27 protein-coding genes are annotated in these 26,617 nt (G+C 35.3%); 13 read left to right on the forward strand and 14 right to left on the reverse strand.

Going from position 1 to position 26,617, the window contains the following annotated elements; translation table 11 throughout:
- Nucleotides 1-47 precede the first annotated feature (47 nt).
- Nucleotides 48-770 carry a TrmH family RNA methyltransferase gene (locus ES677_RS08215; protein ID WP_148380988.1) on the forward strand — a complete coding sequence of 241 codons (723 nt, stop codon included), beginning with the start codon at nucleotides 48-50 and terminating at the stop codon, nucleotides 768-770.
- Between the two features lie 168 nt (nucleotides 771-938).
- On the opposite strand, the gene porT is transcribed toward ES677_RS08215, so the two are convergent.
- Entirely contained in the window at nucleotides 939-1,664 is a 726-nt protein-coding gene (gene porT, locus ES677_RS08220; protein ID WP_148380989.1) for a type IX secretion/gliding motility protein PorT/SprT, read from the reverse strand.
- 1 nt (nucleotide 1,665) lies between these two features.
- A complete protein-coding gene (ubiE, locus tag ES677_RS08225) occupies nucleotides 1,666-2,394 on the reverse strand; it encodes a bifunctional demethylmenaquinone methyltransferase/2-methoxy-6-polyprenyl-1,4-benzoquinol methylase UbiE (protein WP_211357869.1) in 729 nt (242 codons plus the stop codon).
- Nucleotides 2,395-2,524: 130 nt separating this feature from the next.
- Here ubiE and trkA point away from each other — a divergent pair, with 130 nt between their 5' ends.
- Nucleotides 2,525-3,874 carry a Trk system potassium transporter TrkA gene (trkA, locus tag ES677_RS08230; RefSeq protein ID WP_148368410.1) on the forward strand — a complete coding sequence of 450 codons (1,350 nt, stop codon included), beginning with the start codon at nucleotides 2,525-2,527 and terminating at the stop codon, nucleotides 3,872-3,874.
- A gap of 4 nt (nucleotides 3,875-3,878) precedes the next feature.
- Complete coding sequence (locus ES677_RS08235) at nucleotides 3,879-5,384, forward strand: TrkH family potassium uptake protein (RefSeq protein ID WP_148368409.1); 1,506 nt, start codon at nucleotides 3,879-3,881, stop codon at nucleotides 5,382-5,384.
- Nucleotides 5,385-5,560: 176 nt separating this feature from the next.
- Here ES677_RS08235 and ES677_RS08240 read toward each other — a convergent pair whose 3' ends face one another.
- Together ES677_RS08240 and ES677_RS08245 are read right to left on the reverse strand one after the other, a co-directional pair.
- Nucleotides 5,561-6,751 (reverse strand): pyridoxal phosphate-dependent aminotransferase, encoded by a 1,191-nt coding sequence (locus ES677_RS08240; protein ID WP_148368408.1) that lies wholly within the window; start codon nucleotides 6,749-6,751, stop codon nucleotides 5,561-5,563.
- A gap of 12 nt (nucleotides 6,752-6,763) precedes the next feature.
- Complete coding sequence (locus ES677_RS08245) at nucleotides 6,764-7,864, reverse strand: fatty acid desaturase family protein (RefSeq protein WP_148368407.1); 1,101 nt, start codon at nucleotides 7,862-7,864, stop codon at nucleotides 6,764-6,766.
- Nucleotides 7,865-8,008: 144 nt separating this feature from the next.
- On the opposite strand from ES677_RS08245, the gene rsmG reads away from it, so the two are divergent.
- On the forward strand, nucleotides 8,009-8,638 hold the full coding sequence (gene rsmG / locus ES677_RS08250; protein WP_148368406.1) for a 16S rRNA (guanine(527)-N(7))-methyltransferase RsmG: 630 nt from the start codon (nucleotides 8,009-8,011) through the stop codon (nucleotides 8,636-8,638).
- Between the two features lie 94 nt (nucleotides 8,639-8,732).
- Here the strand turns inward: rsmG and pruA are convergent, their stop codons facing one another.
- Entirely contained in the window at nucleotides 8,733-10,361 is a 1,629-nt protein-coding gene (gene pruA / locus ES677_RS08255) for an L-glutamate gamma-semialdehyde dehydrogenase (RefSeq protein ID WP_148380991.1), read from the reverse strand.
- Between the two features lie 147 nt (nucleotides 10,362-10,508).
- On the opposite strand from pruA, the gene ES677_RS08260 reads away from it, so the two are divergent.
- Nucleotides 10,509-11,210 (forward strand): NRDE family protein, encoded by a 702-nt coding sequence (locus tag ES677_RS08260; RefSeq protein WP_148380992.1) that lies wholly within the window; start codon nucleotides 10,509-10,511, stop codon nucleotides 11,208-11,210.
- 21 nt (nucleotides 11,211-11,231) lie between these two features.
- Here ES677_RS08260 and ES677_RS08265 read toward each other — a convergent pair whose 3' ends face one another.
- The 6 genes from ES677_RS08265 to ES677_RS08290 all read right to left on the reverse strand — a co-directional run bounded on the left by ES677_RS08265 (nucleotide 11,232) and on the right by ES677_RS08290 (nucleotide 16,046).
- Nucleotides 11,232-11,774, reverse strand: a complete 543-nt coding sequence (locus ES677_RS08265) for a hypothetical protein (protein ID WP_148380993.1) — start codon at nucleotides 11,772-11,774, stop codon at nucleotides 11,232-11,234.
- A gap of 138 nt (nucleotides 11,775-11,912) precedes the next feature.
- A complete protein-coding gene (locus tag ES677_RS08270; protein WP_148380994.1) occupies nucleotides 11,913-12,446 on the reverse strand; it encodes a hypothetical protein in 534 nt (177 codons plus the stop codon).
- 405 nt (nucleotides 12,447-12,851) lie between these two features.
- Nucleotides 12,852-13,394 (reverse strand): DUF6252 family protein, encoded by a 543-nt coding sequence (locus ES677_RS08275; RefSeq protein ID WP_148380995.1) that lies wholly within the window; start codon nucleotides 13,392-13,394, stop codon nucleotides 12,852-12,854.
- A gap of 75 nt (nucleotides 13,395-13,469) precedes the next feature.
- Nucleotides 13,470-14,003, reverse strand: a complete 534-nt coding sequence (locus ES677_RS08280; RefSeq protein WP_148380996.1) for a hypothetical protein — start codon at nucleotides 14,001-14,003, stop codon at nucleotides 13,470-13,472.
- A 307-nt stretch (nucleotides 14,004-14,310) separates the two neighbouring features.
- Nucleotides 14,311-14,697, reverse strand: a complete 387-nt coding sequence (gene apaG, locus ES677_RS08285; protein ID WP_148368398.1) for a Co2+/Mg2+ efflux protein ApaG — start codon at nucleotides 14,695-14,697, stop codon at nucleotides 14,311-14,313.
- Between the two features lie 101 nt (nucleotides 14,698-14,798).
- A complete protein-coding gene (locus ES677_RS08290) occupies nucleotides 14,799-16,046 on the reverse strand; it encodes a type IX secretion system plug protein (RefSeq protein ID WP_148380997.1) in 1,248 nt (415 codons plus the stop codon).
- Nucleotides 16,047-16,234: 188 nt separating this feature from the next.
- Here ES677_RS08290 and ES677_RS08295 point away from each other — a divergent pair, with 188 nt between their 5' ends.
- The 8 genes from ES677_RS08295 (at nucleotide 16,235) to ES677_RS08330 (ending at nucleotide 23,917) form a co-directional block, all read left to right on the forward strand.
- Nucleotides 16,235-17,590: a Na(+)-translocating NADH-quinone reductase subunit A gene (locus ES677_RS08295; protein ID WP_148368396.1), complete on the forward strand. Its 1,356-nt coding sequence runs from the start codon at nucleotides 16,235-16,237 to the stop codon at nucleotides 17,588-17,590.
- A gap of 38 nt (nucleotides 17,591-17,628) precedes the next feature.
- A complete protein-coding gene (locus ES677_RS08300) occupies nucleotides 17,629-18,840 on the forward strand; it encodes an NADH:ubiquinone reductase (Na(+)-transporting) subunit B (RefSeq protein ID WP_148368395.1) in 1,212 nt (403 codons plus the stop codon).
- A 2-nt stretch (nucleotides 18,841-18,842) separates the two neighbouring features.
- A complete protein-coding gene (locus ES677_RS08305; RefSeq protein ID WP_148380998.1) occupies nucleotides 18,843-19,640 on the forward strand; it encodes a Na(+)-translocating NADH-quinone reductase subunit C in 798 nt (265 codons plus the stop codon).
- Between the two features lies 1 nt (nucleotide 19,641).
- Complete coding sequence (locus ES677_RS08310; RefSeq protein ID WP_148368393.1) at nucleotides 19,642-20,286, forward strand: NADH:ubiquinone reductase (Na(+)-transporting) subunit D; 645 nt, start codon at nucleotides 19,642-19,644, stop codon at nucleotides 20,284-20,286.
- A 62-nt stretch (nucleotides 20,287-20,348) separates the two neighbouring features.
- The gene (nqrE, locus tag ES677_RS08315) at nucleotides 20,349-21,077 is read left to right on the forward strand and encodes an NADH:ubiquinone reductase (Na(+)-transporting) subunit E (RefSeq protein WP_148368392.1); all 729 of its coding nucleotides are present in this window, start codon (nucleotides 20,349-20,351) and stop codon (nucleotides 21,075-21,077) included.
- A gap of 2 nt (nucleotides 21,078-21,079) precedes the next feature.
- Complete coding sequence (gene nqrF, locus ES677_RS08320; RefSeq protein WP_148368391.1) at nucleotides 21,080-22,387, forward strand: NADH:ubiquinone reductase (Na(+)-transporting) subunit F; 1,308 nt, start codon at nucleotides 21,080-21,082, stop codon at nucleotides 22,385-22,387.
- A gap of 119 nt (nucleotides 22,388-22,506) precedes the next feature.
- Entirely contained in the window at nucleotides 22,507-22,884 is a 378-nt protein-coding gene (locus ES677_RS08325; protein ID WP_148368390.1) for a Na(+)-translocating NADH-quinone reductase subunit F, read from the forward strand.
- Between the two features lie 49 nt (nucleotides 22,885-22,933).
- The gene (locus ES677_RS08330) at nucleotides 22,934-23,917 is read left to right on the forward strand and encodes an FAD:protein FMN transferase (protein ID WP_148380999.1); all 984 of its coding nucleotides are present in this window, start codon (nucleotides 22,934-22,936) and stop codon (nucleotides 23,915-23,917) included.
- 259 nt (nucleotides 23,918-24,176) lie between these two features.
- Here ES677_RS08330 and ES677_RS08335 read toward each other — a convergent pair whose 3' ends face one another.
- From ES677_RS08335 to map, 3 genes are read right to left on the reverse strand one after another with little or no spacing between them, the layout of a single operon-like run.
- Nucleotides 24,177-24,953 (reverse strand): class I SAM-dependent methyltransferase, encoded by a 777-nt coding sequence (locus tag ES677_RS08335; RefSeq protein WP_148368388.1) that lies wholly within the window; start codon nucleotides 24,951-24,953, stop codon nucleotides 24,177-24,179.
- An 11-nt stretch (nucleotides 24,954-24,964) separates the two neighbouring features.
- Nucleotides 24,965-25,753 carry a DUF3050 domain-containing protein gene (locus tag ES677_RS08340; protein ID WP_148381000.1) on the reverse strand — a complete coding sequence of 263 codons (789 nt, stop codon included), beginning with the start codon at nucleotides 25,751-25,753 and terminating at the stop codon, nucleotides 24,965-24,967.
- 13 nt (nucleotides 25,754-25,766) lie between these two features.
- The gene (gene map / locus ES677_RS08345; RefSeq protein ID WP_148368545.1) at nucleotides 25,767-26,585 is read right to left on the reverse strand and encodes a type I methionyl aminopeptidase; all 819 of its coding nucleotides are present in this window, start codon (nucleotides 26,583-26,585) and stop codon (nucleotides 25,767-25,769) included.
- Between the last annotated feature and the right edge of the window lie 32 nt (nucleotides 26,586-26,617).

The following is a 26,617-nucleotide window of genomic DNA, read 5'->3' on the forward strand; positions in this document are numbered from 1 at the left end:
CTTTAATTAAATTGCAAATTATAAACAGTCAAAAATACATTTTTTAAATGCTATCAAAAAGCCAAATAAAAGTAATAACGCGTTTAAAGCAAAAAAAATATAGAGTACAAGATGGTTTTTTTGTAGCTGAAGGATTAAAAGTAATTAAAGAGCTTTTAGATTCTAATTTAGAATTGCATCAATTATATACAACTCTTAGTTTTGATGGTAATTTAGACAGAGAACAGCGTATTACGGAAGCAGAATTAAAAAAAATCAGCTTTTTAACTACGCCTAATAAAGCCTTGGCACTTTTTAAAATACCGGCGTCTAAAACAATTGATTCAGATCAGTTTGTTGTGGCTTTAGATTCTGTGCGTGATCCAGGGAATTTAGGAACAATTATTAGATTGTGCGATTGGTTTGGGGTTAAAGAATTAATCTGTACTACAGGAACGGTAGACTGTTATAACCCAAAAGTAATACAAGCGACAATGGGCTCTATTACGCGTGTAAATGTTAGTTATTTAGATTTAGAGCGGTATTTAAAGGAAACAAGAAGTCCTGTTTTTGGCGCTTTTATGGATGGTGATATTGTTTATAAAACCGATTTACCTACCATAGGCACTTTAGTTTTAGGAAACGAAGCCAACGGTATTTCTCCAGAGATTGAAGGCTTAGTAACAAACCGCATTACAATACCGCGTTTTGGAGCACTGCAAGCCGCCGAAAGTTTGAATGTTGCCACCGCAACAGCAATTTTATTGAGTGAGTTTAAACGTAAAGGGTAATTATAGAGGTTTAAATCTATAGAAATAAAATAGATGTCGTCTTTAGTTAGAGCGAATACTATGGCGCAAATTTTAAGTGCCAATAGGCGTCAAGATAGTTTGGTTCTAATAACGTTGCGGTCTTAACTGCTGCGATCTTGATGACTTCGTTTTACGTGATTTTTTAGTCTATCTAAACGTAAAATTAATAAAGATCCCTCTTGTTTTCATAGACGAAATATTTCCGGTCCACGGGCTATTGGGGTCTGCATCTTTAATTATTTCATCGCTTAAAGCAAACACACCGCGAATAGATGGCGTGAATTTAAACCAATATAAGTAAAAATCGATACCAAAACCAATATCGTAAAAGAGCGTGTTTTTGGTCGTTCTAAATTCGCCACCACTATTATCTTCAGGATTTTTTTCGTTACTCGATAAGTTTAAGGAGGTTGCTAAACCAAAAGTAACAAACGGTTTAAAGTTGTTAATTCGTTGCGTCGAAAAACGTAATAAAAGCGGAATATAAACATAGGTAGATCGTACCTCGCGAAGTAAATCGGAATCGTTGAGTTCTTCAGGTGGAATTATACCGTCAAAATAACTTACAGGATACATTAAATTTCTAGCGCTAATCACTAAGCCCGGCTCTAAACGAATGTTAATGTAGTCGTTAATACGCACATCACCCACTAACCCAACGTTAAAACTAAAGGTCTTTTCAGTTTGAATATTTTCGACATCAGAATTATAATCAAACTTATAATCTAAACTGTTTGTTCCTAAATAATAACCCCAACTTAAAGTCTGCTTATCCATACTTTGGTTGTTCTGTACTTTTTCTCTGGTAAAAAGTTGCGCAGTACTCGCTTGATAAATAAAGAATAAGGTAATTAGGGAAATTATTTTTTTCATATTACTGTTTTGAGGCTTTATAAATTGTTGCTACTCCAAAAGTTTGTGGGAGATCTTTAACATTTATAAACCCAATACTTCTTAAAATATTGTTTAACACTTCTCCAAAAGGAAATTGAGAGGCCGAATCGCTAAGATATTTATAAGCACTTTTATCTTTAGAAAAGGTTTTTCCAATAAGAGGTAATATATTTTTTGAATAGAAATTATAGCCTTGCTTATAAGGTGCTTTGGTTGGCATAGACGTTTCTAAAATAACGAATGTTCCGCCAGGCTTTAAAACGCGAAGTATTTCTTTTAAACCATTTTCTAGGTTTTCAAAATTACGAACACCAAAAGCAACCGTAATCGCATCAAAAGTATTATCGGCAAACGGCATATTTTCTGAGTCTCCTAAAATCATTTCAATTTTAGACTCTAAGTTTTTCTTTTTAATTTTTTCAATGCCAACGTCTAGCATTCCGCGACTAATATCGAGTCCTACAATTTTATCAGCGTTTATTTCTGCTAAATTTATAGCTAAATCTCCAGTACCCGTCGCGATATCAAGAATGGTTTTGGGCGTGCTATCTTTAACTATTTGCACTACTTTTTTTCGCCATTTAATATCTATTCCAAAAGAAATTACTCGGTTAAGACCATCGTAATCTCCAGAAATGGTGTCAAACATTTTTGTAACCTGTTCTTTTTTGCTAAGGTCGCTGTCTTTATAAGGATTTACTTTTGCCAAAATCTCAATTTTTTTAACAAAGATAATACATATACAGTCCTTAAGAAACTTGAAAACAAATAATTAATAGACAAGGCAGTTATTAATTTTATTTATCTTTGTAGTCTCTTTTTTAGATACATTACAAGAAATGAAAATAATTATTGCTGGTGCTGGTGAAGTAGGATTTCATCTAGCAAAGCTGTTGTCCTACGAATCTCAAGAAATAACATTAATAGACATTAGCAAAGACAGTTTGTCTTATGCCGATAACCACTTAGATATTAGAGTGATTAAGGGTGATGCGACCTCTATTGCTGTTTTAAAAGAAGCACGGGTAGCTACTAGCGATTTAGTGATTGCGGTAACCGCCTCCGAAACCACCAATATTACCGTTTGTGTGTTAGCAAAGCAATTAGGAAGTAAGAAAAATATTGCTAGAATATCGAATACAGAATTTATAACTCACAAAGATGAGGTCGATTTTACAGGCTTCGGTATTGATGAATTAATTTCACCTGAAGCTTTAGCAGCGAAGGAAATCGCGTTGCTATTGAAGCAATCGGCGTTTAAAGAAACGTATCAGTTTGAAGATGGTGCGTTAACGATGGTGAGTTTAAAACTAACGCGTACTGCGCTTTTTGTTGGGAAATCGGTGAAAGAGGCGGCCGAGTTATTTTCGAAAATTCATTTTGTACCAATCGCTATTCAGCGTTTTGGAACCCAGTTTACTATCATCCCTCGTGGCGACACTCAGTTTAAGGAAAAAGATACTGTCGTTTTTATTACCTCCAGCAATGGTGGAGAAGAGTTGTGTAGAATGACGGGAAAAGCCAATACACCTATTAAAGATGTAATGATTTTAGGCGGAAGTAAAATTGGGTATAAAACGTCTCGCGATTTAAGTGAACATAATTTTAATGTGAAGCTTGTCGAAAAAAATCGTGAAGTCGCTTTCGATTTAGCCGATCAATTACCTAATGTTTTAGTGATTAATGGCGACGGAAGAAACGTAGAATTGCTAGAAGAAGAGAATATTGAAGACATGGACGCGTTTATTGCGGTTACAGGAAATTCTGAAACCAATATTATGTCTTGTCTAGTAGCCAAATCCAAAGGCGTGCCGAAAACTATCGCATTGGTAGAAAATATGGATTATTTCGAATTGTCGCAATCCATTGGAATCGATACACTAATTAATAAAAAACTTTTAGCAGCCAATAACATTTTTCGATACATAAGAAAAGGGGAGGTTGTTGCAATGACTAAACTTAATAATATGAATGCCGAGCTCCTTGAGTTTAGAGTAAAACCGGTTTCACAAATTTGTAATAAACAAATTAAGGATGTCGCGTTTCCGCGATCGGCAATTATAGGTGGTGTTATTAGAGATGGAAAAGGTATTATTGCACTTGGTGATTTTAAAATTCAAGCCAACGACTATGTTGTAGTGTGCTGTTTACCGCGCTCTATTAAACAAGTTGAAAAACTGTTCTTATAATATTATGGCGAAGTATTTAAAACTCAATTTTAAAATCATTTTTCATTTTTTTGGACTGCTTATTTTATTTAACGGCTGTTTCGTCTTGTTAGCGACCTTGGTGAGTTGGATTTATGATGATGGTATTACCTTAAAATTACTTTTTTCAGGGGTTATAACGTTAATTATTGGAGCCATCGCAATGTTTGTTACGCGAGATCATAAAAAGGAAATCAAGAAAAGAGAAGGCTATATTGTCGTTTCTTTTGGCTGGATCGTCATGGCGTTATTTGGTACTATGCCGTATCTATTTACCGAAACAATACCAAGTTTTACCAATGCTTTTTTCGAAACCATGTCGGGTTTTACCACCACAGGAGCTACCATTCTAAATGATATAGAGGTGGTGCCCGAAGGTATCTTGTTTTGGAGGAGTTTAACGCATTGGATTGGTGGAATGGGAATTATCGTGCTCGCCGTTGCTATTTTACCCTTATTAGGAATAGGAGGGATGCAGTTGTTTGCTGCGGAAGCACCCGGGCCTAGTGGCGATAAATTACACCCACGAATTACAGATACAGCAAAGCGCTTATGGCTTATTTATTTTGGGTATACTGCGGCTGAAACTATTTTATTAAAAGTGGCAGGGATGTCCTTTTTTGATGCTATTAATCACTCAATGTGTACCTTGTCTACAGGAGGGTTTTCAACTAAAAATGCGAGTATCGCGTATTGGAATGATACACCAGTGATACAATATATTATTATCTTTTTTATGTTTTTAGCGGGTACAAACTTTGTACTCAGTTATTATGCCTTTAAAGGAAAGGTGAGTAAGATTATTGGCGATGATGAACTTAAATTGTATTTTAAATTCATTGTTATTTTTACGGCGGTCGCCTCTTTAATTATTTATTTTCAAGCCGATTTAAGTCTGTCGTCAATTGAACACCCAATGGTTTTAGGTCGCGCCGAAAGTGCGTTTAGACACGCTTTGTTTCAAGTGATTTCTGTGATAACCACGACCGGTTTCGTTACCGCCGATTTTACAATGTGGACTCCCTTTTTGATGGTGCTTTTCTTCGGGTTAATGTTTTTAGGAGGTTCAGCCGGAAGTACATCGGGAGGTATAAAAGTGATGCGGCATCTTATTACAATTAAAAACGGATTCTTAGAGTTTAAGAGAGCATTACACCCCAATGCTATTTTACCTGTGCGTTACAATCAACGGTCGGTACCGGGTGTCATCGTCTATAATATTTTAGGATTCTTTATTCTCTATATGTTATCTTTTATTGTGGGTGCTTTAGGCTTCTCGATGATGAATTTAGGGTTTAGTGAATCGGTAGGGTTAGCCGCTTCTAGTTTAGGAAATGTAGGGCCCGCATTAGGTGATTTCGGACCAGTAAACAATTATGATACCTTGCCAGATGTTGGTAAATGGTGGGCGTCATTTTTAATGCTTATCGGGCGATTAGAGCTCTTTACTGTTCTCGTATTATTAACGCCGTTCTTTTGGAGAAATAGGTAGGAATATAACTAATAAAATGAAAGTGCCTGGAAGTAGATAAACCATTGATTTCAATAGGAAACAGAAATGCCTTCCGAAGTAAATACATATAATATTTAGTCTCTACGACACGTTAAGAAACAAAAAAGCCACTTACAATATGTAGTGGCTTTTTTATTTATAGAAAGGAAAGGATATTACGCCAAAACTTCTTTTATTCTTTTTATCGCTTCAATAATTTGTTCTTGAGACGCTGCATAACTAATTCTAATACAGTCAGGGTTTCCAAAAGCATCACCAGTAACGGTAGCTACCAATGCTTCTTCTAATAAGTATAAAGAGAAATCCGTTGCGTTGTTTATTGTTTTTCCTCGAAACGTTTTTCCGAAGAAAGCAGAGACATTAGGGAATACATAAAAGGCGCCTTCTGGAATATTTGTTTTAAAACCTTCAATACCGTTTAATAAGTCTAGTACTAAATCACGACGGATTTTAAACTCATCAATCATATATTTAACCGACGATGGTTCTGCGTTTAAAGCTGTAATTACGGCGCGTTGTGCTATACAATTTGCCCCACTAGTAATCTGGCCTTGCATTTTGTTACACGCACGGGCAATCCAATCTGGAGCGCCAATATATCCAATTCTCCAACCGGTCATTGCAAAGGCTTTAGAAACGCCGTTTACAGTAATAGTACGGTCGAACATTCCTGGAATAGCCGCCATACTTGCGTGTGCTTTTCCTGTGTAGTTTATATGCTCGTAAATCTCGTCTGAAACCACATAAATATTCGGGTATTTTAAAACCACTTCAGCAAGTGCTTCTAACTCTTTTTTGCTATACAGCGAACCACTTGGGTTGCACGGTGAGCTAAACCAAATCATTTTAGTTTGTGGTGTAATGGCCGCTTCTAATTGTGCGGCTGTCATTTTAAAATCGTTATCTATAGAGGTTTTAACTTCTACAGGAGTTCCTTCTGCCAATTTAACGATGTCACCGTAACTTACCCAGTAAGGGCAAGGTAAAATCACCTCGTCACCGTCGTCTAACAGTACCATTGCAATATTTGCTAGCGATTGTTTAGCGCCTGTAGATACCACGATTTGTGGCAAAGTGTACGTTAAATTATTGTCTCTTTTAAATTTGGTTATAACCGCCTCTTTTAACGCGACATAACCATCTACTGGAGTATACGAATTATAGTTATCGTTTATAGCTTGTATGGCAGCATCCTTAATAAAGTCTGGCGTGTTAAAATCTGGTTCCCCAAGACTTAATCCTATAATATCTTTGCCTTCTGCTCTTAGTTCTCTGGTCTTTGCCGCCATAGCTAAGGTTGCAGAAGTGGCCATGTTTACTATGCGTTCTGAAAGTTGTGTACTCATTGCAATAAAAAATTAAGCTTGTAAAGCAGGATTTGCTCCCATTTCTTTTAGATATCTGAAATGCGCAACGATTGCTTGACGTGTGGTTTTATATTCGTTATATGGTAAATTAAATTCTTGTGCTGTTTCCTTTACAATTTTGGCAATATCACTATAATGGATATGACTAATATTTGGAAAAATATGGTGCTCTACTTGGTGATTTAATCCCCCAGTAAACCAATTTATAATTTTACTTTTTGCGCCAAAATTAACTGTTGTTTTAAGTTGGTGAATTGCCCACGTATTTTTCATGGTTCCGTCTTTAGCAGGTAGTGGCATTTCTGCTTCTTCCATAACGTGCGCTAATTGAAATACGACACTTAAAATTAAACCCGCGGTGTAATGCATTACGAAGAAACCGATTAAAACTGTCCACCATGCAGCATCTAAAATAAGCATTGGTAAAACAATCCACAGACTTGCATAAATAATTTTAGAAATCACTAATTTACTCCAATTCCACACTGGATTTGGGAATTCACCATACGATAATTTACGTTTCATATAGCGTCTCATTTGTTGAATATCGGTAGTAATTGCCCAATTAATAGTTAATAAACCATATAATAATACGGAGTAATAATGTTGGAATTTATGGTGCTTTCTCCATTCTGAATGTTCTGAAAAACGTAAAATACGGCCTGCTTCTAAATCTTCATCGTGACCGTGAATATTAGTGTAAGTGTGGTGTAAAACGTTGTGTTGTACTTGCCAGTTATAAACATTTCCGGCAAGAATATAAATACTACTTCCCATAAGGCGATTTACCCATTCTTTTTTAGAAAACGAGCCATGGTTACCGTCGTGCATTACATTCATACCTACTCCGGCCATACCAATACCCATTACAATGGTAAGTAACAACTGTCCCCAACCTGGAAGGTTTAAGGTTAAGATTAAGAAATAAGGCACCAAAAATATGGAAAACATTATAATCGTTTTCACCCATAGTTTCCAGTTACCAGTACGTTTTATATTATTGTCATTAAAGTACGAGTTAACTCTTTTGTTAAGCGTACGGAAGAACTTCGCGGGATCCGTTCTTGAGAAAGAAAGTGATTGCTGTGTCATAATTTAATTGCGTTTAATAAGATAGGGCACAAAACGTGCCAATCCTATTTTCACCTCAAAGATAATTAATAATGGCGGTTAACTATTATAGAAAATCATAAAAAGATGTGTTTTAAATGCATATTTTTGCAATAAAATATAGTAATGGAGCTCATTTTAAAATATTTCCCTGACCTAACTCAGGATCAAATTCATAAATTTACAAAGCTTGAAGTGCTTTACAAAGATTGGAATTTAAAAATAAACGTAGTCTCTCGTAAAGATATCGACGAGTTGTATTTACGCCATGTTTTACACTCTTTGGCCATAGCAAAATTGATTCAATTTAAAGACGGTTCAAAAATTATGGATGTAGGTACCGGAGGCGGTTTTCCTGGAATTCCTTTAGCTATTTTATTTCCCGAATGCTCTTTTCATTTAGTCGATAGCATCGCGAAAAAACTAAAAGTCGTAAGGGAAGTTGTAGACGGTTTAGGTCTAGAAAATGTTAAAACAACCCACTCCAGAGTTGAAGAAATAAAAGATACTTACGATTTTATCGTGAGTCGCGCCGTTGCTGTAATGCCTACTTTCGTGCATTGGATAAAAGGAAGAGTGGCAAAAGAACAAAATAATACGCTTAAAAATGGGGTGATTTATTTAAAAGGTGGCGATTTAGAGGAGGAATTAAAAAACTACCAAACAGCGGCTGTTTATAAGGTCTCAGATTATTTTACTGAAGAATTTTACGAAACTAAAAAGTTAGTGCACCTACCTATAAAATGGAGAGGTTAATCGCTTAGAAATCGCAATTCAGAATACAATCAACTATAAAAAAAGCCTTACTAATTAATTAGTAAGGCTTTTTCAGTAGGTTATAATAGGCTAATTATTCACCTAAGAAAGGATATCTGTAATCTACTGGGGTTACAAACGTTTCTTTAATTAATCGTGGAGAAATCCAACGCATTAAGTTTTGTGCAGAACCCGCTTTATCATTTGTTCCAGATGCTCTAGCACCTCCAAATGGTTGTTGGCCTACCACAGCACCTGTTGGCTTGTCGTTAATATAAAAGTTACCCGCACTGTTTTGTAATGCTGTAGTTGCTTCAACAATCGCGTATCTACATTTAGATAAAATAGCACCAGTTAATGCGTATGGGCTAGTTTCGTCAACTAATTTTAAAGTTTCAGAAAATTTATCTTCGTCGTATACGTAAATAGTAATTACGGGTCCAAATAACTCGTCTACCATAGTAGTGTATTTTGGATTTGTAGTTAATATAACTGTAGGCTCAATAAAGTACCCTTTAGATTTATCGTAGTTTCCTCCCACAACTATTTCAGCATCTTTATCGGTTTTAGCGGTATCAATATACTTCGCTAATTTATCGAAAGATCCTTCGTTAATTACCGCAGTAATAAAGTTATCCATATTTTCTGGAGAACCCATTTTAAAAGATTTCACATCTTCTATAACGTATTTTTTAACGTCTTCCCAAATATTGCTAGGAATGTAAGCACGAGATGCCGCACTACATTTCTGACCTTGGAATTCGAAAGCACCTCTAGAAATAGCTGTTGCTACTTGCTTAGCATCTGCTGTTTTATGTGCAACAATAAAATCCTTACCACCAGTTTCACCAACGATTCTAGGGTAAGTTTTATAATTTGTAATGTTGTTTCCTATTTGTTTCCATAAATCTTGGAATACTGGAGTAGAACCTGTGTAGTGTAAACCAGAGAAATCTGGGCTCGCCATAACAGTATCTGTAATCATTCCTGGGTTACCAAACACAACGTTTATAACACCTGCAGGAACACCAGCTTCTTCAAATACATCCATAATTACTTTTGCAGAGAATATTTGGTTGTTACTTGGTTTCCAAATTACAACATTCCCCATCATCGCCATACAAGATGGTAAATTTCCGGCAATAGCTGTAAAGTTAAAAGGGGTTACTGCGTAGGTAAATCCTTCTATTGGTCTGTATTCAACTCTGTTCCAAGCGTCACTTGTGCTTTCTGGTTGTTCTTGATAAATGTCAGACATATACTGAACATTATATCGTAAAAAGTCTATTAACTCGCAAGCAGCATCAATTTCTGCTTGGTAAATATTTTTAGACTGACCTAGCATTGTCGCTGCGTTTATTTTGTCTCTGTAAGGCCCAGCAATTAATTCAGCAGCTTTTAAAAAGATACCTGCGCGTTGTTCCCAAGGCATTTGCGACCATTCTTTTCGTGCTTCTAAAGCCGTAGAGATCGCCTCTTCAACGTGAGATTTTTCAGCTAAGTGGTATTCGCCTAAAATATGCTGGTGATCGTGAGGTGGAGACATTGTTCTAGTGTTTCCAGTTTCAATATGTTTACCGTTTATATACAAAGGCACGTTAACTTTCTCGTTATACATTTTTTTGTATTCTTTTAAAACGGCTTCTCTTTCTGGAGACCCTGGTGTGTAGCTTTTAACGGGCTCGTTAATAGCTATTGGCACATTGAAAAATCCTTTTCCCATGATATTATTATGTTTTTTAGTATAAATTTTCGAAACACGAAGTTACACATTTTTATTGATTTATTTTTGTTCTCTTAAGTCTTAACATTTCTTTAGTTTTATGTTATTTTTGAAAACTATTCACTCGCTTTTTAAGATTAAAATTCTATGTGTACTGTCACTTTATATCCTATAAATTCTACGGATTTTATTTTAACGTCCAACCGTGACGAATCTCCGAGTCGTCGTGCATTGGCTCCACGAATATATACAATGGGTTCTGCGGAAGTACTGCTGCCTAAAGATGAAATTTCTGGTGGAAGCTGGATAGGTGCGAGTTCTAAAAAAAGAGTGTTGTGTTTGCTCAATGGCGGAAGTATTCCATACCTAAGAAAAGCAGCTTACAGAAAAAGTAGAGGAGAAGTTGTACGCGATTTTTTAACGGCTGATATGCTTTTAAAAACAATTGAAGCTTATAACCTTAGCGATATAGAGCCTTTTACTTTAGTAATTGCCGATTGGAACACGACACTAAACTATTATGAATTTATTTGGGACGGACTAGCAAAACAGCTCATTTTATTACCACCCGAACCCCGAATATGGTCTTCTACTACCTTATATACGCAACAGCAAAAGGACCTGAGAAAAGATTGGTTTGAAGCGTTTAAATCTAAAACAGAATTAAACGCGCAATCGTTATTAAAATTTCACCACACCGCTGGAAACGAACACCCAGATTTTGGAGTGATTATGGATCGCGGTTTCGTGAAAACCACAAGTATTACTCAAGTTATAAAAAATAAAAATAAGATAGCAATGCGTTTTGAAAATTTGGATTCTGGGGAGATGATAGAAAAAGAACTTTAGTGGAGAGGTTTGTTTTTGTTGTTATTGTGTAAAAATAGTATCAAAATATCCTTCTCTAATTTGCACTATTTCTCCCGTTACAGGATTTAAAACATCAAACCAAAAAGTTCCAGACACAATATTATTTATAAAATCCAATTTTGTTATAGTTAATTCTCCAGAGTTATTTATATCTGTAGTACTAGACTCACCCTGAGTAGTCGATATGCTAAAAAAAGCACTACCAGCCGCATTTCCATTAGTTTCTTCTATTAATTGTAAAGTTTCTCCTTCCATTATAGTTTTTGCTATAGTTCCAAATGAAATACTCCATGGTAAATTTGTATTTTTATAATTATTATCAATACCGCTGATACTAAAGTAGTATTCTCCATCAACATTTTGATAAAAGCAATTAAAAAAGCCACCACTTGTGTCTACAAAATTTTGTCCATTTACTTTACAAGCAAAAGTACCTGCACCACTTTGTGTAATTGGTGGTAAATTTTGGTTGTCGTTATCGTCATCTTTATTGCAACAGGTTAATAAGCCGCAAATGCAAAATAGGATTAGTAATTTTTTCATAGCGTCTTTTAATTTTAAGTTTTATAGAGTTAATTATTTGGCGATAGTTATGTGAACTTTGAAGGGTTGCTATCTAAATAGTAGTCCTTCTTTTTTGTAATTATATTTAAGTGATGCTTTTACTTGTTTTATTTAGTATTATTTTTTTTCTAAATGAATTTGAAAACCGATTACAGCATTTATATTGTTAATTTTAGCAAATACCGAATTTCCTCGTTCATATTCTAAAGCAAACTCTAAACCTACAACGCTATTAAAAAAGACTACCTGCCCTATACTAATTCCATAGTAGTTTGATGCAGTACTATAATCCCCTCTGTCCACAGGAGAAACAGCATTCATATAATCATAATGAATTTGGGCGAATAGATTAAAAGCTTTATCTGCTTCTAAAAAATAATATCTAGAAAATAAACCACCTCCATATATATCAAAACTGTTTGACTTTTCATATCGAAAAGATGCACCTATAACGAACTTATCTTTTAAAAAATAACCAATATTAGGTTTAATTGATATTAAATCTTGTTTTTCTTTACTTCCACTATCAAAAGTAGTGGTTTGACTAGTATAACTACCACTACCTCCAACGAGCCAATTTCCTTTATCTAATTGTGCATTAGCATTTGTATAAATAAAAGCTAGTAATAGAAATAATTTTAATGTTTTCATATTGTTTAAATTTTTTAGTTGTTTGTAATTATTTGTTAATGTTACAATTGGCGGATTAATTATTTTTGTTTCTGTGTTTCATACACTTTAAATCGTTAGAGTGAGTCATCCTTGTTGCCAATTTATTATAACTGATGCTAAAGAGGTATTAATATTTTGTGAGTTTCCAAATTGTACAATGTTACAAAGTAAAATAGGAGTAGTATTGCGTATTTTTTACTCACTAATCTCTTTAATTTTAAATTAAGGAGTTTGTGAATTAATAACTTCATAATTTTGAAAGTTGAATTAGGCAAAGTTGAACGGTTGTTTAATTTGATTTTTTGATGAAAGACTGCTTACCTTGTAAGTGGTCTTTCTATTTTAGCTTTGTTTTTTAAGTCATAATAGCTTGTTGTTTCTAAATTAGTTTGTGTAGTTCATATCAAATCGACCATTTGTTATATTTATTTCGTTGCCATCATTATCTACAACAGTGAACTCAAAAGTCCCAGATATTATAAAATTATCTTGGTCAAATCTTGTGATAGTTAATGTTCCAGGATTATTTACAGTAGTACTATATATTTCTCCATTTCCTCCTCCTAAATAGTATTCTCCAAAATAATTACCAGTAACAAATTCTAATAAATTGTAATTAATTTCTTCTATAAGCGGCATATCTAAACAACCTAAATTAATAGATTTGAGTTCTGTACCTCCACCAGTCCCACCAGAAATGCCCAAAGTATATGCACCACCTACAAATTGGTAAAACGCACTTGGAGAATTACTACCAAAACTTGGAGGTACAAATGCTTCGCCATTAATTAAACACCCAAAGGTTTGTGCACCTGTTTGCGTAGCTGGTGGCAATTGGTCTATTGGGTTTGTGGGTTGGTCGTCGTCGTTTTTGTTGCAATTGCTTACTATAAGAAGCATTGCGAATGCTAAAAGTAGATTTTTCATCGTTTTGTTATATTATGTACTCGATTTTTGTTAGATATAATTTTTGTGATGTGTTCCAGCAAAACGAGTTTTATTTTATTGCGTAAATTGCATATCAAAGCGTCCTTCACGTATTTGATGAACAACTCCATTGTAATCTTCTATATCATACCAGAAAGTTCCTGATACTATGTTATTAGTAAAGTCAAGTTTTGTGATAGTTAATTCACCTGTGTAATCTTGCGAAGTATATGTTTCAAGAGTTGCATAAGAGTATCTTCCATAAGCATTCCCATCAATATTTTCTAGTAAGTTAAATACTTCATTTTCTTCAATCTCTAGAGACTTTGTAGAGAGAGAGAGAGTTATTCTATTATTTAAATCATCTCTTTTATTAGCTTGAAGAGAAAAGTAATAACCTCCATTAACAAATTGATAGACACAATCTAAAGGGTTTTGGCTATTACCTGGCAAAAAAGGTTCTCCATTTAATAAGCACCCAAATGTACCTGCACCTGTTTGCGTAGCTGGTGGTAATTGGTCTATTGGGTTTGTGGGTTGGTCGTCGTCGTTTTTGTTGCAATTGCTTACTATAAGAAGCATTGCGAATGCTAAAAGTAGATTTTTCATCGTTTTTTTGGTTTAAATGTAGGGCTAATTTTAATACTATCATTACGGTAAAAACCGTAATGGTTATTTTTTGTTGGTCGTAAATCTGTGAGAAAAGCTGTGGGTATTGCGTTGCGCTGTGTTTAAAATTTTTATAAAATAAATGAGATAGAATAAACTAAAGTATTCAGTTCGCAGAGCGTAAAAAAACATATTATAATAGAGAGGGTTTCAAAAGAAACGATGGTCTTTCCGAAGCCTAAATTAAATCAAGAACAATTCAAATTAAAGCGGCAGCGTTAAAAAATCAGAAGAAAAAAGAATGGTATTAGTTTAGCGCAAAAGGTGCACTTAATTTAAAGGTAGGAATTTCGACATTAAAATACCTGTTGGTAGTGAAATCTAACATTTTATAATGACCGTTCATCGCGCCAAAAGGAGCGCTTAATAAACATCCTGAAGAATAGGTGTGCGATTCGCCAGGTTTTAATACAGGTGTTTTGCCAACAACGCCTTCTCCGGTAATAATTTCGGGCGTGTTAAGCGCATCGAAAATATTCCAGTGTCTCGCTAATAACTGTACCTCTTTTTTGCTTTGGTTTTCTATGGTAATTTTATAACCAAAGGCATAGTGGATTTTATAGTCTTTATAAAACGTGCCTTCAAAATGTGTATGTACAGAAATTTTAATTCCTTGTGTTACTTGTTGCACCATAGCAGACTGTTTTAGTATTAAGTCGTTATTAATGTAAGAGTATTACGTGTAAAATCATAATAATAGGTGTAACTATTATAATTATTCGATGAAACGTTGTTTTAATTGGTAATATTAACCGAGTTACCTTCGCCAACGCCTATAATACGATCGTAACGCGCACCCAAATCGCGGTAATAAATAAGGACTTTGTAATCGTTTTCGGTTTGGTAAAAGTTGCCACTTATTGCATTCTCATCGATAGTTCCATTGTTGTCTTTAACAACGTATTTGTAATTGTAAAAACCTTGTTTTAAACGCAAGGGCAGTTCGTAGCTTCCTGTGTCGTTATAATAGGTCATCTGGTTGGTTTCGTCTACCACATAATTATTAAAATAGCCGTAAACATGTACGGTTTTATTATTGGGTAATTGCTCTAGTTGCAAGCTAAAATGTACCTGCGCATAATCGGCATTCGTTTTGGGCGTATCGGTATCTAGCGCCGTGATTAAAAAATTACCGTTAATATCGGGGTTGTAGGTATATGGAGCATCAAATCTTGGAATATTACGGTATAGATACGTGTTGTAAAGCTCTTTTAACTTTATAAACTGAACGCCATTATTCGCGCCTCTTAAATTTTTGTTTTCAAAATACAAATACTCGTTACCCCCGTAAAAACTACTTTCTTTAGTATAGCGATAGCTTAATTGTTCGCCTAAAATATATTGTGGTTTTAAATTGGTAATAGCTGTTTTTAGATTGCTATTCTGAATAATAACGGCCTTAACCGATTGCTTTGGGTTGTTAAATATGAAGTTATTAGCATTGACAACAATATCTACGGTTTGCTTTTCCTTAATGGCTGAAACATCGCGAGAACGTTTAATATCTACCCCCACATTAACAACGTCTTCATAAACCATAAATTTTCTAGTAAACTCGATCTCATTATAATCGTTGTAAATAATGAGACTATAATTCCCCGATTTTTTAAGTCCGCGTGTTTGCTCGTTAGGAATAGTGAGTGTGTAATGCGAAAAAATTTGGTAGGTATTAAATGAGTTTCGGTAATCGCGAATGCGTTGTTCGTTAAAGCCTTCTAAATACTCAGACTCTATAAGTACAGACGGGGTCCAATCTTTATTATAATGTTTTATTTCGTAGTAGAAATCGTCTTCGTTACCGTTAAGCACATCAAACTCTAAAGTAATAGTTTCACCCAATCTAAAAATAGGAAGTGCGCTCTCTGGTGCTTTACTAAAACTGATGGTTTTTATATAGTCTTGAGGGGCTATTTCTTCCACTTGAGAACACACCGTTGCAAGCGTAAAAAAGGTGAGTAGTAATAGTTTATAAGATAACGACATTCTAATTGTTTTTAAGTGTAAATATAAGCAAATTCTATGCCTAATGGTTTTTGGTTATTTAGAATAGTTATAAATAAATAAGATACTTTCTTTTGAAGGCGTAATTAGGTTATTATTCGTAAATTTGCCTCGATTTTTATTGATCTTAAAAATCATATCAATAAACTATTAACAAATAGATTTTTAATATGTCAAATGACATTAAGATTAAGAAGGGTCTAGATATAAAGCTACAAGGAGCTGCTGAAAAGGTGACTGAAAACGCCATTATTAGTAACTTTTATAGCGTTGTGCCAGACGACTTCCACAGTATAATTCCTAAATTGGTAGTTAAAGTTGGTGCAAAAGTAAAAGCAGGCGATGTGCTCTTTTATAATAAAGCTAACGAAGACGTAAAATTCGTATCTCCTGTTTCTGGTGAGATTGTTGACATTCCAAGAGGAGAGAAAAGAAAGCTTCTTTCAGTTAAAATACAAGCTGACAAAGAACAAACCTTCAAAGATTTTGGGACTTTAAATGTGGAGAGCGTTACTGCTGAAGCTGTAAAGTCAAGATTGCTGGAGTCTGGTTGTTGGGCTTTTGTAAAACAACGTCCGTACGACGTTATTGCAAAATCTGATGCCACTCCAAAAGCCATTTTTGTATCTGCTTACGCAAGTGCGCCATTAGCGACCGATTTAGACTATGTGTTACAAGGCAAAGAAGCAGAGCTTCAAGCGGCTGTAACGGCATTAGGTAAATTAACAAGCGGGAAAGTTCACGTTAGTGTAGATAAAAACGGGAATTCACCACTATCAGGCTTGTCGGGTATTACACTTCACAAAGTGTCTGGACCACATCCATCAGGTAATGTGGGAACTCAAATAAACAAAATCGATCCGGTTAATAAAGGAGAAACAGTGTGGACAGTAAATGCACAAGATCTTGTTATTATAGGGGAGTTATTATTAACTGGTAAATTTAATGCGAAGCGTACTATTGCTTTAGCAGGATCTTCAGTTAAAAAACCCAGATACTTCAAAACGACTATTGGTAGTGAAGTAGCCACTATGGTTTTTGATAACGGTGTAGATAAAAACGGTAACGATCGTATTATCTCTGGAAATGTTTTATCGGGTAAGCAAGTAAAAGCAGATGGGTATTTAGATTATTATAGCAATATAATAACGGTAATCCCAGAAGGCGACGATTACGAGCTTTTTGGTTGGAATAAGCCCGTGTTTAATAAAGTATCGACGTCTAGAGCATTAACCTTTTCATGGTTAACACCTAACAAAAAATACGACTTAAATACCAATACAAACGGAGAGCATAGAAATTTTGTAACCACGGGAACGTACGAACAGGTTTTTCCTTTAGATATTTACCCAATGCAAATTCTAAAGGCGTGTATGTATCAGGATTTAGATGAAATGGAAGCTTTAGGAATGTACGAAGTAGCGCCAGAAGATTTCGCTTTAACAGAATTCGTATGTGTGTCTAAGCAACCACATCAAGAAATTATTAGAACAGGTTTAGACTTAATGCTTAAAGAAATTGGATAACTTATTCATTGCACAAAGCAAAATGAAAAATACACAAGATGGGTTTAAAAAGTAATTTACATAATTTAAAAGAAAAGTATAAGGGTACCAAGATGGCGCCGGCGTTTAACGCAATACATACGTTTCTATACTTACCGAATGAGACCACTCACAATGGAACTCATATTAAGGTAGCCGACGATTTAAAAAGAACAATGAACACTGTTATTATGGCATTGGTTCCTTGTTTAATTTTTGGAATTTTTAATGCCGGTTACCAACATTACGCAGCAATCGATGCCGTTAACGGTATTACTACCGAAGTGTCTTTATGGGCTAATTTTATTACGTGGGATAACTTTGTAATGGGGGCTTGGACAGTTTTACCATTAGTAATAGTGTCGTATGGAGTTGGGCTAGCAGTAGAATTTGTATTCGCCGTAATTAAAGGACATGAAGTAGAAGAAGGGTACCTGGTAACAGGAATGTTAGTGCCACTTATCGTACCAATCGACACGCCATTATGGATGCTTTCAGTAGCGGTTATTTTTGGAGTTGTTATCGGAAAAGAAGTGTTTGGAGGAACAGGAATGAATATTCTTAACCCTGCGCTTACTATTCGTGCCTTTTTATTCTTCGCCTATCCTACATGGATGTCGGGAGATAAAGTATGGGTGCACGGAGCAAAAGCAATGGAAGGTCAGCCAGACGCTATTTCAGGAGAAACAATTTTAGGTAGTCTCGCTCAAAATAACGTTGTAAGTTATGATTGGATGGATATGTTCTTCGGATTTATTCCGGGTTCAGTAGGGGAGACCTCAACAGTTTTAATTCTTTTAGGAGGCTTATTCTTAATCTTCTCGAAAATTGGAAGCTGGAGAATTATGTTATCTTCTGTAGTGGGAGCTATCGTTATGGGATTAGTCTTTAACGGTGTTGTTAACGCCGGATGGATAACAGAGTCAAGTAAATTTTACGGATTAATGAGCACCGATTTCTGGATGCATTTATTAATTGGAGGGTTTGCTTTCGGTACCGTGTATATGGCAACCGATCCTGTTACCGCTTCACAGACCAATAAAGGAAAATGGATATATGGTTTCTTAATCGGATTTCTTTCTATTATGATTCGTGTATTCAACCCAGCATACCCAGAAGGTGTAATGTTAGCGATTTTATTAATGAACGTATTTGCGCCAACCATCGATCACTATGTGGTTCAAGGTAATGTTAAGCGTAGAATGAAACGTTTAAAACTAAAAACAGCATAATTATGGCAGTTAATACAGATAAAAATTCATACACAATACTCTTTGCAATTGCAATGGTAGTTATTGTAGGTTCTTTGTTAGCCTTTACAGCGTCTACGTTAAGACCTGCAATTGAGGAAAACGAACGTATGGAAAAACAACAAAACATTCTTTATACTATCGGTATAAATGAGAATGGAGATAACGATATTGTTTTTGTAGGGACAGAAAAAGTAGGCGAATTATTTTCTACTAACATTTCCCAACAACTTGTTCTAGAAGCAAAAGACGGAAAGATCTTGAAAGAAATGACGCGCCAAGAATATATGGACACTCATAACGATCAAGAGCCTTACCTAATAGACGTTAAGAAACAACAAGCTAGAGCTAAAGAAGGTAAATCTAGATTCTTACCTTTATTTATTGGTGAGAAAGACGGCGAAACTGTTTACGTTGCACCCATTAGAGGTAAAGGGTTATGGGATGCTATTTGGGGCTTTGTTGCTTTAGATAAGGATATGGTTATTCAAGGTGTGTTCTTTGATCACGCAGGTGAAACGCCCGGTTTAGGAGCGAATATTAAGCAACGTTATTTTATGGATGATTTCGAAGGGGAACATTTACTTAGCGATACCGGTGCCTTTAAAGGGATTGAAGTAGCAAAAGGAAATAACGACCCACTAAACGAAAGAAAAGAAGATTATAAAGTTGATGCCTTAGCGGGAGCAACAATTACAGGAGACGGTGTAGCTGCAATGATGAAGAAAGATTTAAAATTGTATTTACCATTCTTCGAAAACTTAAAAACACAATCTAACTAATATGGGACTACTTTCAAAAAAAGACGGTAAGTTAATCACCGATCCATTAGCAGATAACAACCCAATTACTATTCAAGTATTAGGTATTTGTTCGGCATTAGCTATTACTGCCGAGCTAAAGGCATCACTTGTAATGGGAATTGCAGTGTTATTCGTATTAGGAGTTGGAAATGTTGTTATTTCGTTATTGCGTAACATTATTCCTTCAAAAATTAGAATTATTGTACAACTTATTGTTGTAGCGACATTAGTAATTATTGTAGATCAAGTACTAAAAGCTTATGCTTACGAGTTAAGTAAAACCCTTTCGGTATTTATTGGTTTAATTATTACCAACTGTATAATTATGGGACGTTTTGAAGCGTTTGCTTTAGGAAACGGACCTTGGAGATCGTTCTTAGATGGTATTGGTAACGCGTTAGGTTATGCTGTTATTCTTGTTATAGTAGGATTCTTTAGAGAGCTTTTAGGATCTGGAACCTTATTTGGTATTCCAGTTTTAGGAGATGCTATTGAAAAAACAGGAGTGTACTCTATTGGATACGAAAATAACGGGTTTATGTTAATGCCTCCAATGGCTTTAATTATCGTAGGACTTCTTATTTGGGTACAACGTAGTAGAAACAAGGCATTAATCGAAGACTAATCAAAACACAGTTTGAGTTCGTGTTAGAAATAACAACAACAAAAACTAAAAAATAAAAGACAATGATAGAACACATAGAATTATTTTTTAAGTCAATTTTTATTGACAATATGGTGTTTGCGGTATTCTTAGGTATGTGCTCATATTTAGCAGTATCTAAAAAGGTTGCAACAGCAGTTGGTTTAGGAGCTGCGGTAATATTCGTATTGGCTATTACAGTACCCTTAAACTGGTTATTAGATCAGTATTTATTACAACCTGGCGCTTTAAAATGGCTAGGTCCAGAATATGCAGATTTCGATTTAAGCTTCTTATCTTTCATAATGTTTATTGCAACCATTGCAACAATGGTGCAATTAGTAGAGATTGTAGTAGAGAAATTTTCACCATCGTTATATAACTCATTAGGTATTTTCTTACCACTTATTGCCGTTAACTGTGCCATCTTAGGGGGGTCTTTGTTTATGCAAGCTCGTGAAATAGAAACGCTAGGGTTAGCACTTAATTACGGAGTGTCTTCTGGAATTGGTTGGTTTTTGGCCATTCTTGCTATTGCAGCCATCCGTGAGAAAATTAGATATAGTAATGTGCCTGCACCATTAAGAGGTTTAGGAATTACTTTTATTATAACGGGATTAATGGGTATTGGTTTCTTAAGTTTTGGTGGAATGTTAACAGGAGGTGATGAAGAAGGAGAACCATCAACAGAACCAGAACCAACCTCTCAGGTAGAACAAATTGAAACTGAAAAATCAGTAGAATTAGCCAATAACACTAAGATAATAGAATAATTATGATTTTAGCAGCAGGAACAACAGGAACAATAATAGCTACCGTAGCAGCGTTTTTATTAATTACCCTAATACTAGTTAGTTTATTATTATTCGTAAAACAAAAATTATCACCTTCTGGTCCAGTAACCATTAAGATAAACGGTGAAAAAGAAATTGAAGTGGCGTCGGGTGGTACATTGCTATCTACATTAAGTGCGCAGAAAATATTCTTACCATCGGCTTGTGGTGGTGGTGGAACGTGTATTCAATGTGAATGTCATGTAATGTCTGGTGGTGGTGAAGCGCTGCCAACAGAAACACCGCACTTTTCAAGAAAAGAATTAAAAGATGGTGCACGTTTATCTTGTCAGGTAAAAGTGAAACAAGATATGGAGATTACCATTCCAGAAGAAGTTTTTGGAATTAAAAAATGGGAAGCTACCGTAGTACGTAACTATAATGTTGCTTCCTTTATTAAAGAATTCGTGGTACAAATACCTGAAGATATGGGGTATAAAGCGGGAGGATATATTCAAATTGAAATTCCGCCGTGTGAGGTAAATTTCTCAGAAATGGATATTACGGCACACCCTGAAGAACACGATACGCCAGACAAATTCCAAGCAGAATGGGAGAAGTTTAAATTATGGCCTCTAGTAATGAAAAACACTGAGACTGTAGAACGCGCCTATTCAATGGCCTCGTATCCTGCAGAAGGACGTGAGGTTATGCTTAATGTGCGTATAGCAACACCGCCTTTCGATAGAGTTAAAGGAGGTTGGGCCGATATTAATCCAGGTGTGGCATCGTCTTATATCTTTAACCAAAAGAAAGGGGATAAAGTAACTATCTCTGGACCTTACGGTGAATTCTTTATTAACGAAAGCGAATCAGAAATGCTTTATGTTGGTGGTGGTGCAGGAATGGCGCCTATGCGTTCTCACTTATACCACTTGTTCAAAACCTTAAAAACAGGTCGTAAAGTAACGTACTGGTATGGAGGACGTTCTAAAAGAGAATTATTCTATATGGAACACTTTAAAGAATTAGAAAGAGATTTTCCAAACTTTAAATTCTATCTGGCGCTTTCTGAGCCGGCCGAAGAAGATAACTGGAAAGTAAAAGAAAACATTGATGCTCCAGGGGATGGTTTCGTAGGATTTATTCACAATTGTGTAATAGACAATTATTTAAACCACCATGAAACACCTGAAGATATAGAGCTTTACTTCTGTGGACCGCCATTAATGAACAAAGCCGTTCAGAAAATGGGTGAAGATTTCGGTATGCCAGACGAGAATATAAGATTTGATGATTTTGGAGGATAATCCTTTTAAAATGCAATACAGAAAAACCCAACACGATCGTGTTGGGTTTTTTTATACAAATGATTTAGATTTTTGTATTTTTGTTGTTCAATAATTTACATTTAAAAGCCCTGTTATAAATGAGTAAAGCACTTACAAAACAAGAATTGCATAATCTTGCAATGAACCACGTAGGAAAGGATTTAGAGAAACGAGGGTTCGAATTTATAGCGATAAATAGCAAATTAAAAAAGCATCCGCAGTTTGTCTGTATAGACGCTAATAGCCAATACTTTTTTGTGATAGTTAAAGCGGTAATTTTACCAGAGAATCCTAATAATTACGATGTGATCTGGATGGAATCCTTTAAGAAACACGCTAGTGAAAAGGAGGCCAAAGTTTTATATGCAGGTGTAGGGCTAGCCAATCCTAAGGGGGACGACTTACCTGTCTATTTAAATGAAGATTATTTAATTGAATACAATGGTATTCAGTTTATAGACACACATTTAAATTAAATATCGCGCAGTAAAACTCACCTTTCATTGACTTTAAATAAATTTTAAAATGAAAAAATCAGTCGTACTTATAGTCTTTTTAATTGTGCTTTCGGCGTGTACAAAAGAACCGGTTAACACAAAAATAAGTGGCGGTGTATTCGGTACATTTTATGAAGTAACGTATCATTCTGAAGGCAACGAAAAATACAATACGCAATTTGATAGTCTTTTTGCTGTCATTAATAGATCAATGTCTAATTATCAACCGGATTCCGATATTTCAAAATTAAACCGTCACGAAATTGATGTAGTAGATGATCATTTTGTAAACGTGTTTGTGGGTGCGAAACAGATTTTTAAAGATACTAAGGGCGTTTTCGACCCTACTATTGGTATACTCGTCAATGCTTGGAATTTTGGTTCTGAAAAGAATTTGAAGCCATTAGATAGCGTTAAAGTAGATAGTTTAATGCAGTACGTTGGTTTTAATAGATTGTTATTAAGTGGCAATACCATTAGAGAGAGTTACCCACGCCCTTATATCGATTTTAATGCAATTGCTAAAGGCTATGCTGTAGATGTTATTGGAGATTTTTTAGTTAGTAAAAACATTCAAAATTTTATGGTTAATATTGGGGGTGAATTAGTAACGCGAGGAAGTAATGTTGAAAGTAAAAAAGGATGGACCGTGGGTATCGAAAATCCTAATTACGATGGTTCTCAAACGTTCGATAAAGTCTTTGTATTGAAAGATGAAGCAATGGCGACTTCTGGAACTTATAGAAAGTTTAAAACAGACGAAAACGGAAACAAATACGCCCATATTATTAATACTAAAACGGGGTATCCCACAAAAACGAAGATTCTTAGTGCTTCAGTGATTACTAAAAACTGTATGTTAGCCGATGGTTACGCAACAGCGTTACAAGCGATGGGAGTTGAGGGCGTGAAACAATTTATGGCACGACATAAAGAGTTAAAAGGATATATCATCTTCGAAAATGAAAATAAGGAATACGAATCTTTAGGATTTAATAATTTTCCCGAGTAAGAGTTATTAGCTAAGAAAAAGGAATAATACGATGACGTATTCGAATCTTTATGGCGGTAAAACCTTTAGCGATGGTCTGTTTTACTCCGTTTTATGGTTCTATCTCGGCTTTGGAAATTATAGTTTGATTGAGCTTTTTAGCGGCCCGTTAATTCGTAGGCAAGCAAAATAGTATCATTCTAGAGTCGTTTAACGTTAAACAGACTTGTAAGGGCTGTTAATGATATGTCTTTTACATCAAGTAACTAAGCGTACTTCATTATTTAGCCTCTGGTTTATAAACTACAGGAATAATTTCGCCTTTTGCTAAGCAATATTTGGTTATATCCTCTGGCGATAGCATTGCAGTATAATCTACCTCTTCAACAGTAAAACCTATGCGTCGTAGTTTATTAAAATAATCGCGACCGTACACGCGTACGTGGTCATATTGCCCAAATAGTCTAGCGCGTTCGGCTTTATCTGTTATCGTGTCGTCTTCAAAAGTCGTTTCGCGATGTAATTCTTGAGGGATTTGAAAAACACCATAACCGCCAGGTTTCATCACGCGATATAATTCTTGCATTGCTTTAGTATCGTTGGGAATATGTTCTAACACATGATTGCATAAAACAATATCATAGCTATTATTTTCAAAGGGTAAATTACAGATGTCTGCTTTTACATCGGCGATAGGGGATTCTAAATCGGTGGTGGTATAGTTTAAGTTTTTTAAGGCGCGAAAACGTTTAAAAAAACACTGTTCTGGAGCAAAATGAAGAACGCTTTTGTGTGCTGAGAAAAAATCGGTTTCTTCTTTTAAATAGAGCCATAGAAGTCGGTGGCGCTCTAAACTTAACGTTGAAGGTGATAACACATTGTTTCTTTGGTTACCATAGCCATAAGGTAAAAAGGTTCTAAATCCTTCACCATCTATAGGGTCGAAAAAAGAATCTCCTTTTAGAAAGAAAGCTAAAAACGGACGAACAGTATAACTTAACCTAATTAAAAAAGGTCGCGGTAGAAAGTTTAAAAAGAATTTGAATAGGTTTTTCAATGTAAAAAAGGCTATGCTGTTTTGTCGTGACGAGAAATTATAAGGCTGTTTATGGTATCCCATAATTGTATTCTAGATCTTAACGCGGCTTTAGCCACCGCTAAAACGTCATCCCATTTTTTAGAGTCTTCACCACACATTTCGGTTATCATTTTTAAAGATAACGGGCCGTGATTATCGCCATCAACTTCTATATGTCGGTGTAAATAATAACTGAGTTTACTATACGGATTAGCGTTATTCTCTTTTTCAGATTGCGCTATAATTTGCAAAAACATATCAGGTATTAAATCTTCGCGACCAAAAGTAAAAGCTGCGGCAATTTTATGTGCTTCATTAGTGCTTATTACTTCAAAAGTATGGGTTACAAAAGCTTTCGTGTCGGTATGTATATCAATGCTATTTAAAGCGTCTTCAACCGAGGCGCCATTTTTTAAATGGGCAATTAAAGCATCAATAGGTAGTGTGTTTGCCTTAATTTGCTGCATCGCATCGAGATATATTTCAAAATGACTTTGTGGCTCATTATACTCGTTAACATCACTCTCTTCTCCTAAAACAATTTCGTTTATAAACTGAGAAATTGTAGGATTGCTTACAGGAATCCAAGGTAAAGTTACCGTTGTTAACTGTATTTGAAGCGCTTTTAACAGAGACATAAAATCCCAAACTGCATAAACGTGCTGCTCCATAAAGATTTTTACGTCTTCAATGGAGCTCAGGTTTTTATAAAGTTTATGCTCCTTTAGCTCTTTTTTAAGAGGCGCTAATTCGGTTTCAATGCGAGCAATAGTATTCATTCTAAAATAATAATTATAGTACGAAGGGAATTTGTCTAAATTCGTCTTCTTCCGTAGATGTGATGCCTAAGGCGTCATAAACATAGGCGAAAGTCGAAAGCAATTCTGGTTTGCCGTCTACAATTGCGACATCGTGTTCAAAGTGAGCGCTTGCTTTACCGTCTAAGGTAGTAATAGTCCAACCGTCGTTATGTTGTTTTATGCTTTGCGTACCTAAGTTAATCATTGGTTCTATGGCTACGACCATTCCATCTACAAACTTTTTACCACGACCACGTTTTCCGTAGTTAGGCATTTCAGGATCTTCATGCATTTTTCTGCCTAACCCGTGTCCTACGAGTTCGCGTACGACACCGTAACCGTGATCTTCGCAATACTTTTGAATAGCATAACCAACATCACCAACGCGATTTCCTCTTTTTAACTCCCTAATACCAAGGTATAACGATTCTTTGGTAACTTGTAACAGTTTTTCGATTTCTGGCGCAATCTCTCCAATAGCAAAGGTGTAAGCATGATCGCCATAAAAACCGTTTTTTACTGCACCACAATCTATAGAAATAATATCTCCTTCTGCTAACGGTGTGTTATTCGGAATACCATGTACGACTTGCGAGTTCGGACTCATACACAAGGTATTTGGGAAATCGTACAGCCCTAAAAACCCAGGTATTGCACCTTGATCTCTAATGCATTCTTCGGCAATTTTATCTAATTCTAAAGTGGTTACTCCAGGCTTTACAGCTTTGGCGACTTCTCCCAAAGTTTTAGAGACAATTAATGCGCTTTCTCGCAGTAATTCGATTTCTTCTCTTGTTTTAACTATTATCATGTGCATAAAAAATTATATGCAAATATAATAAA

Origin of the sequence: Bizionia gelidisalsuginis (assembly GCF_008086185.1) — a bacterium.
GTDB lineage: Bacteria > Bacteroidota > Bacteroidia > Flavobacteriales > Flavobacteriaceae > Bizionia > Bizionia saleffrena.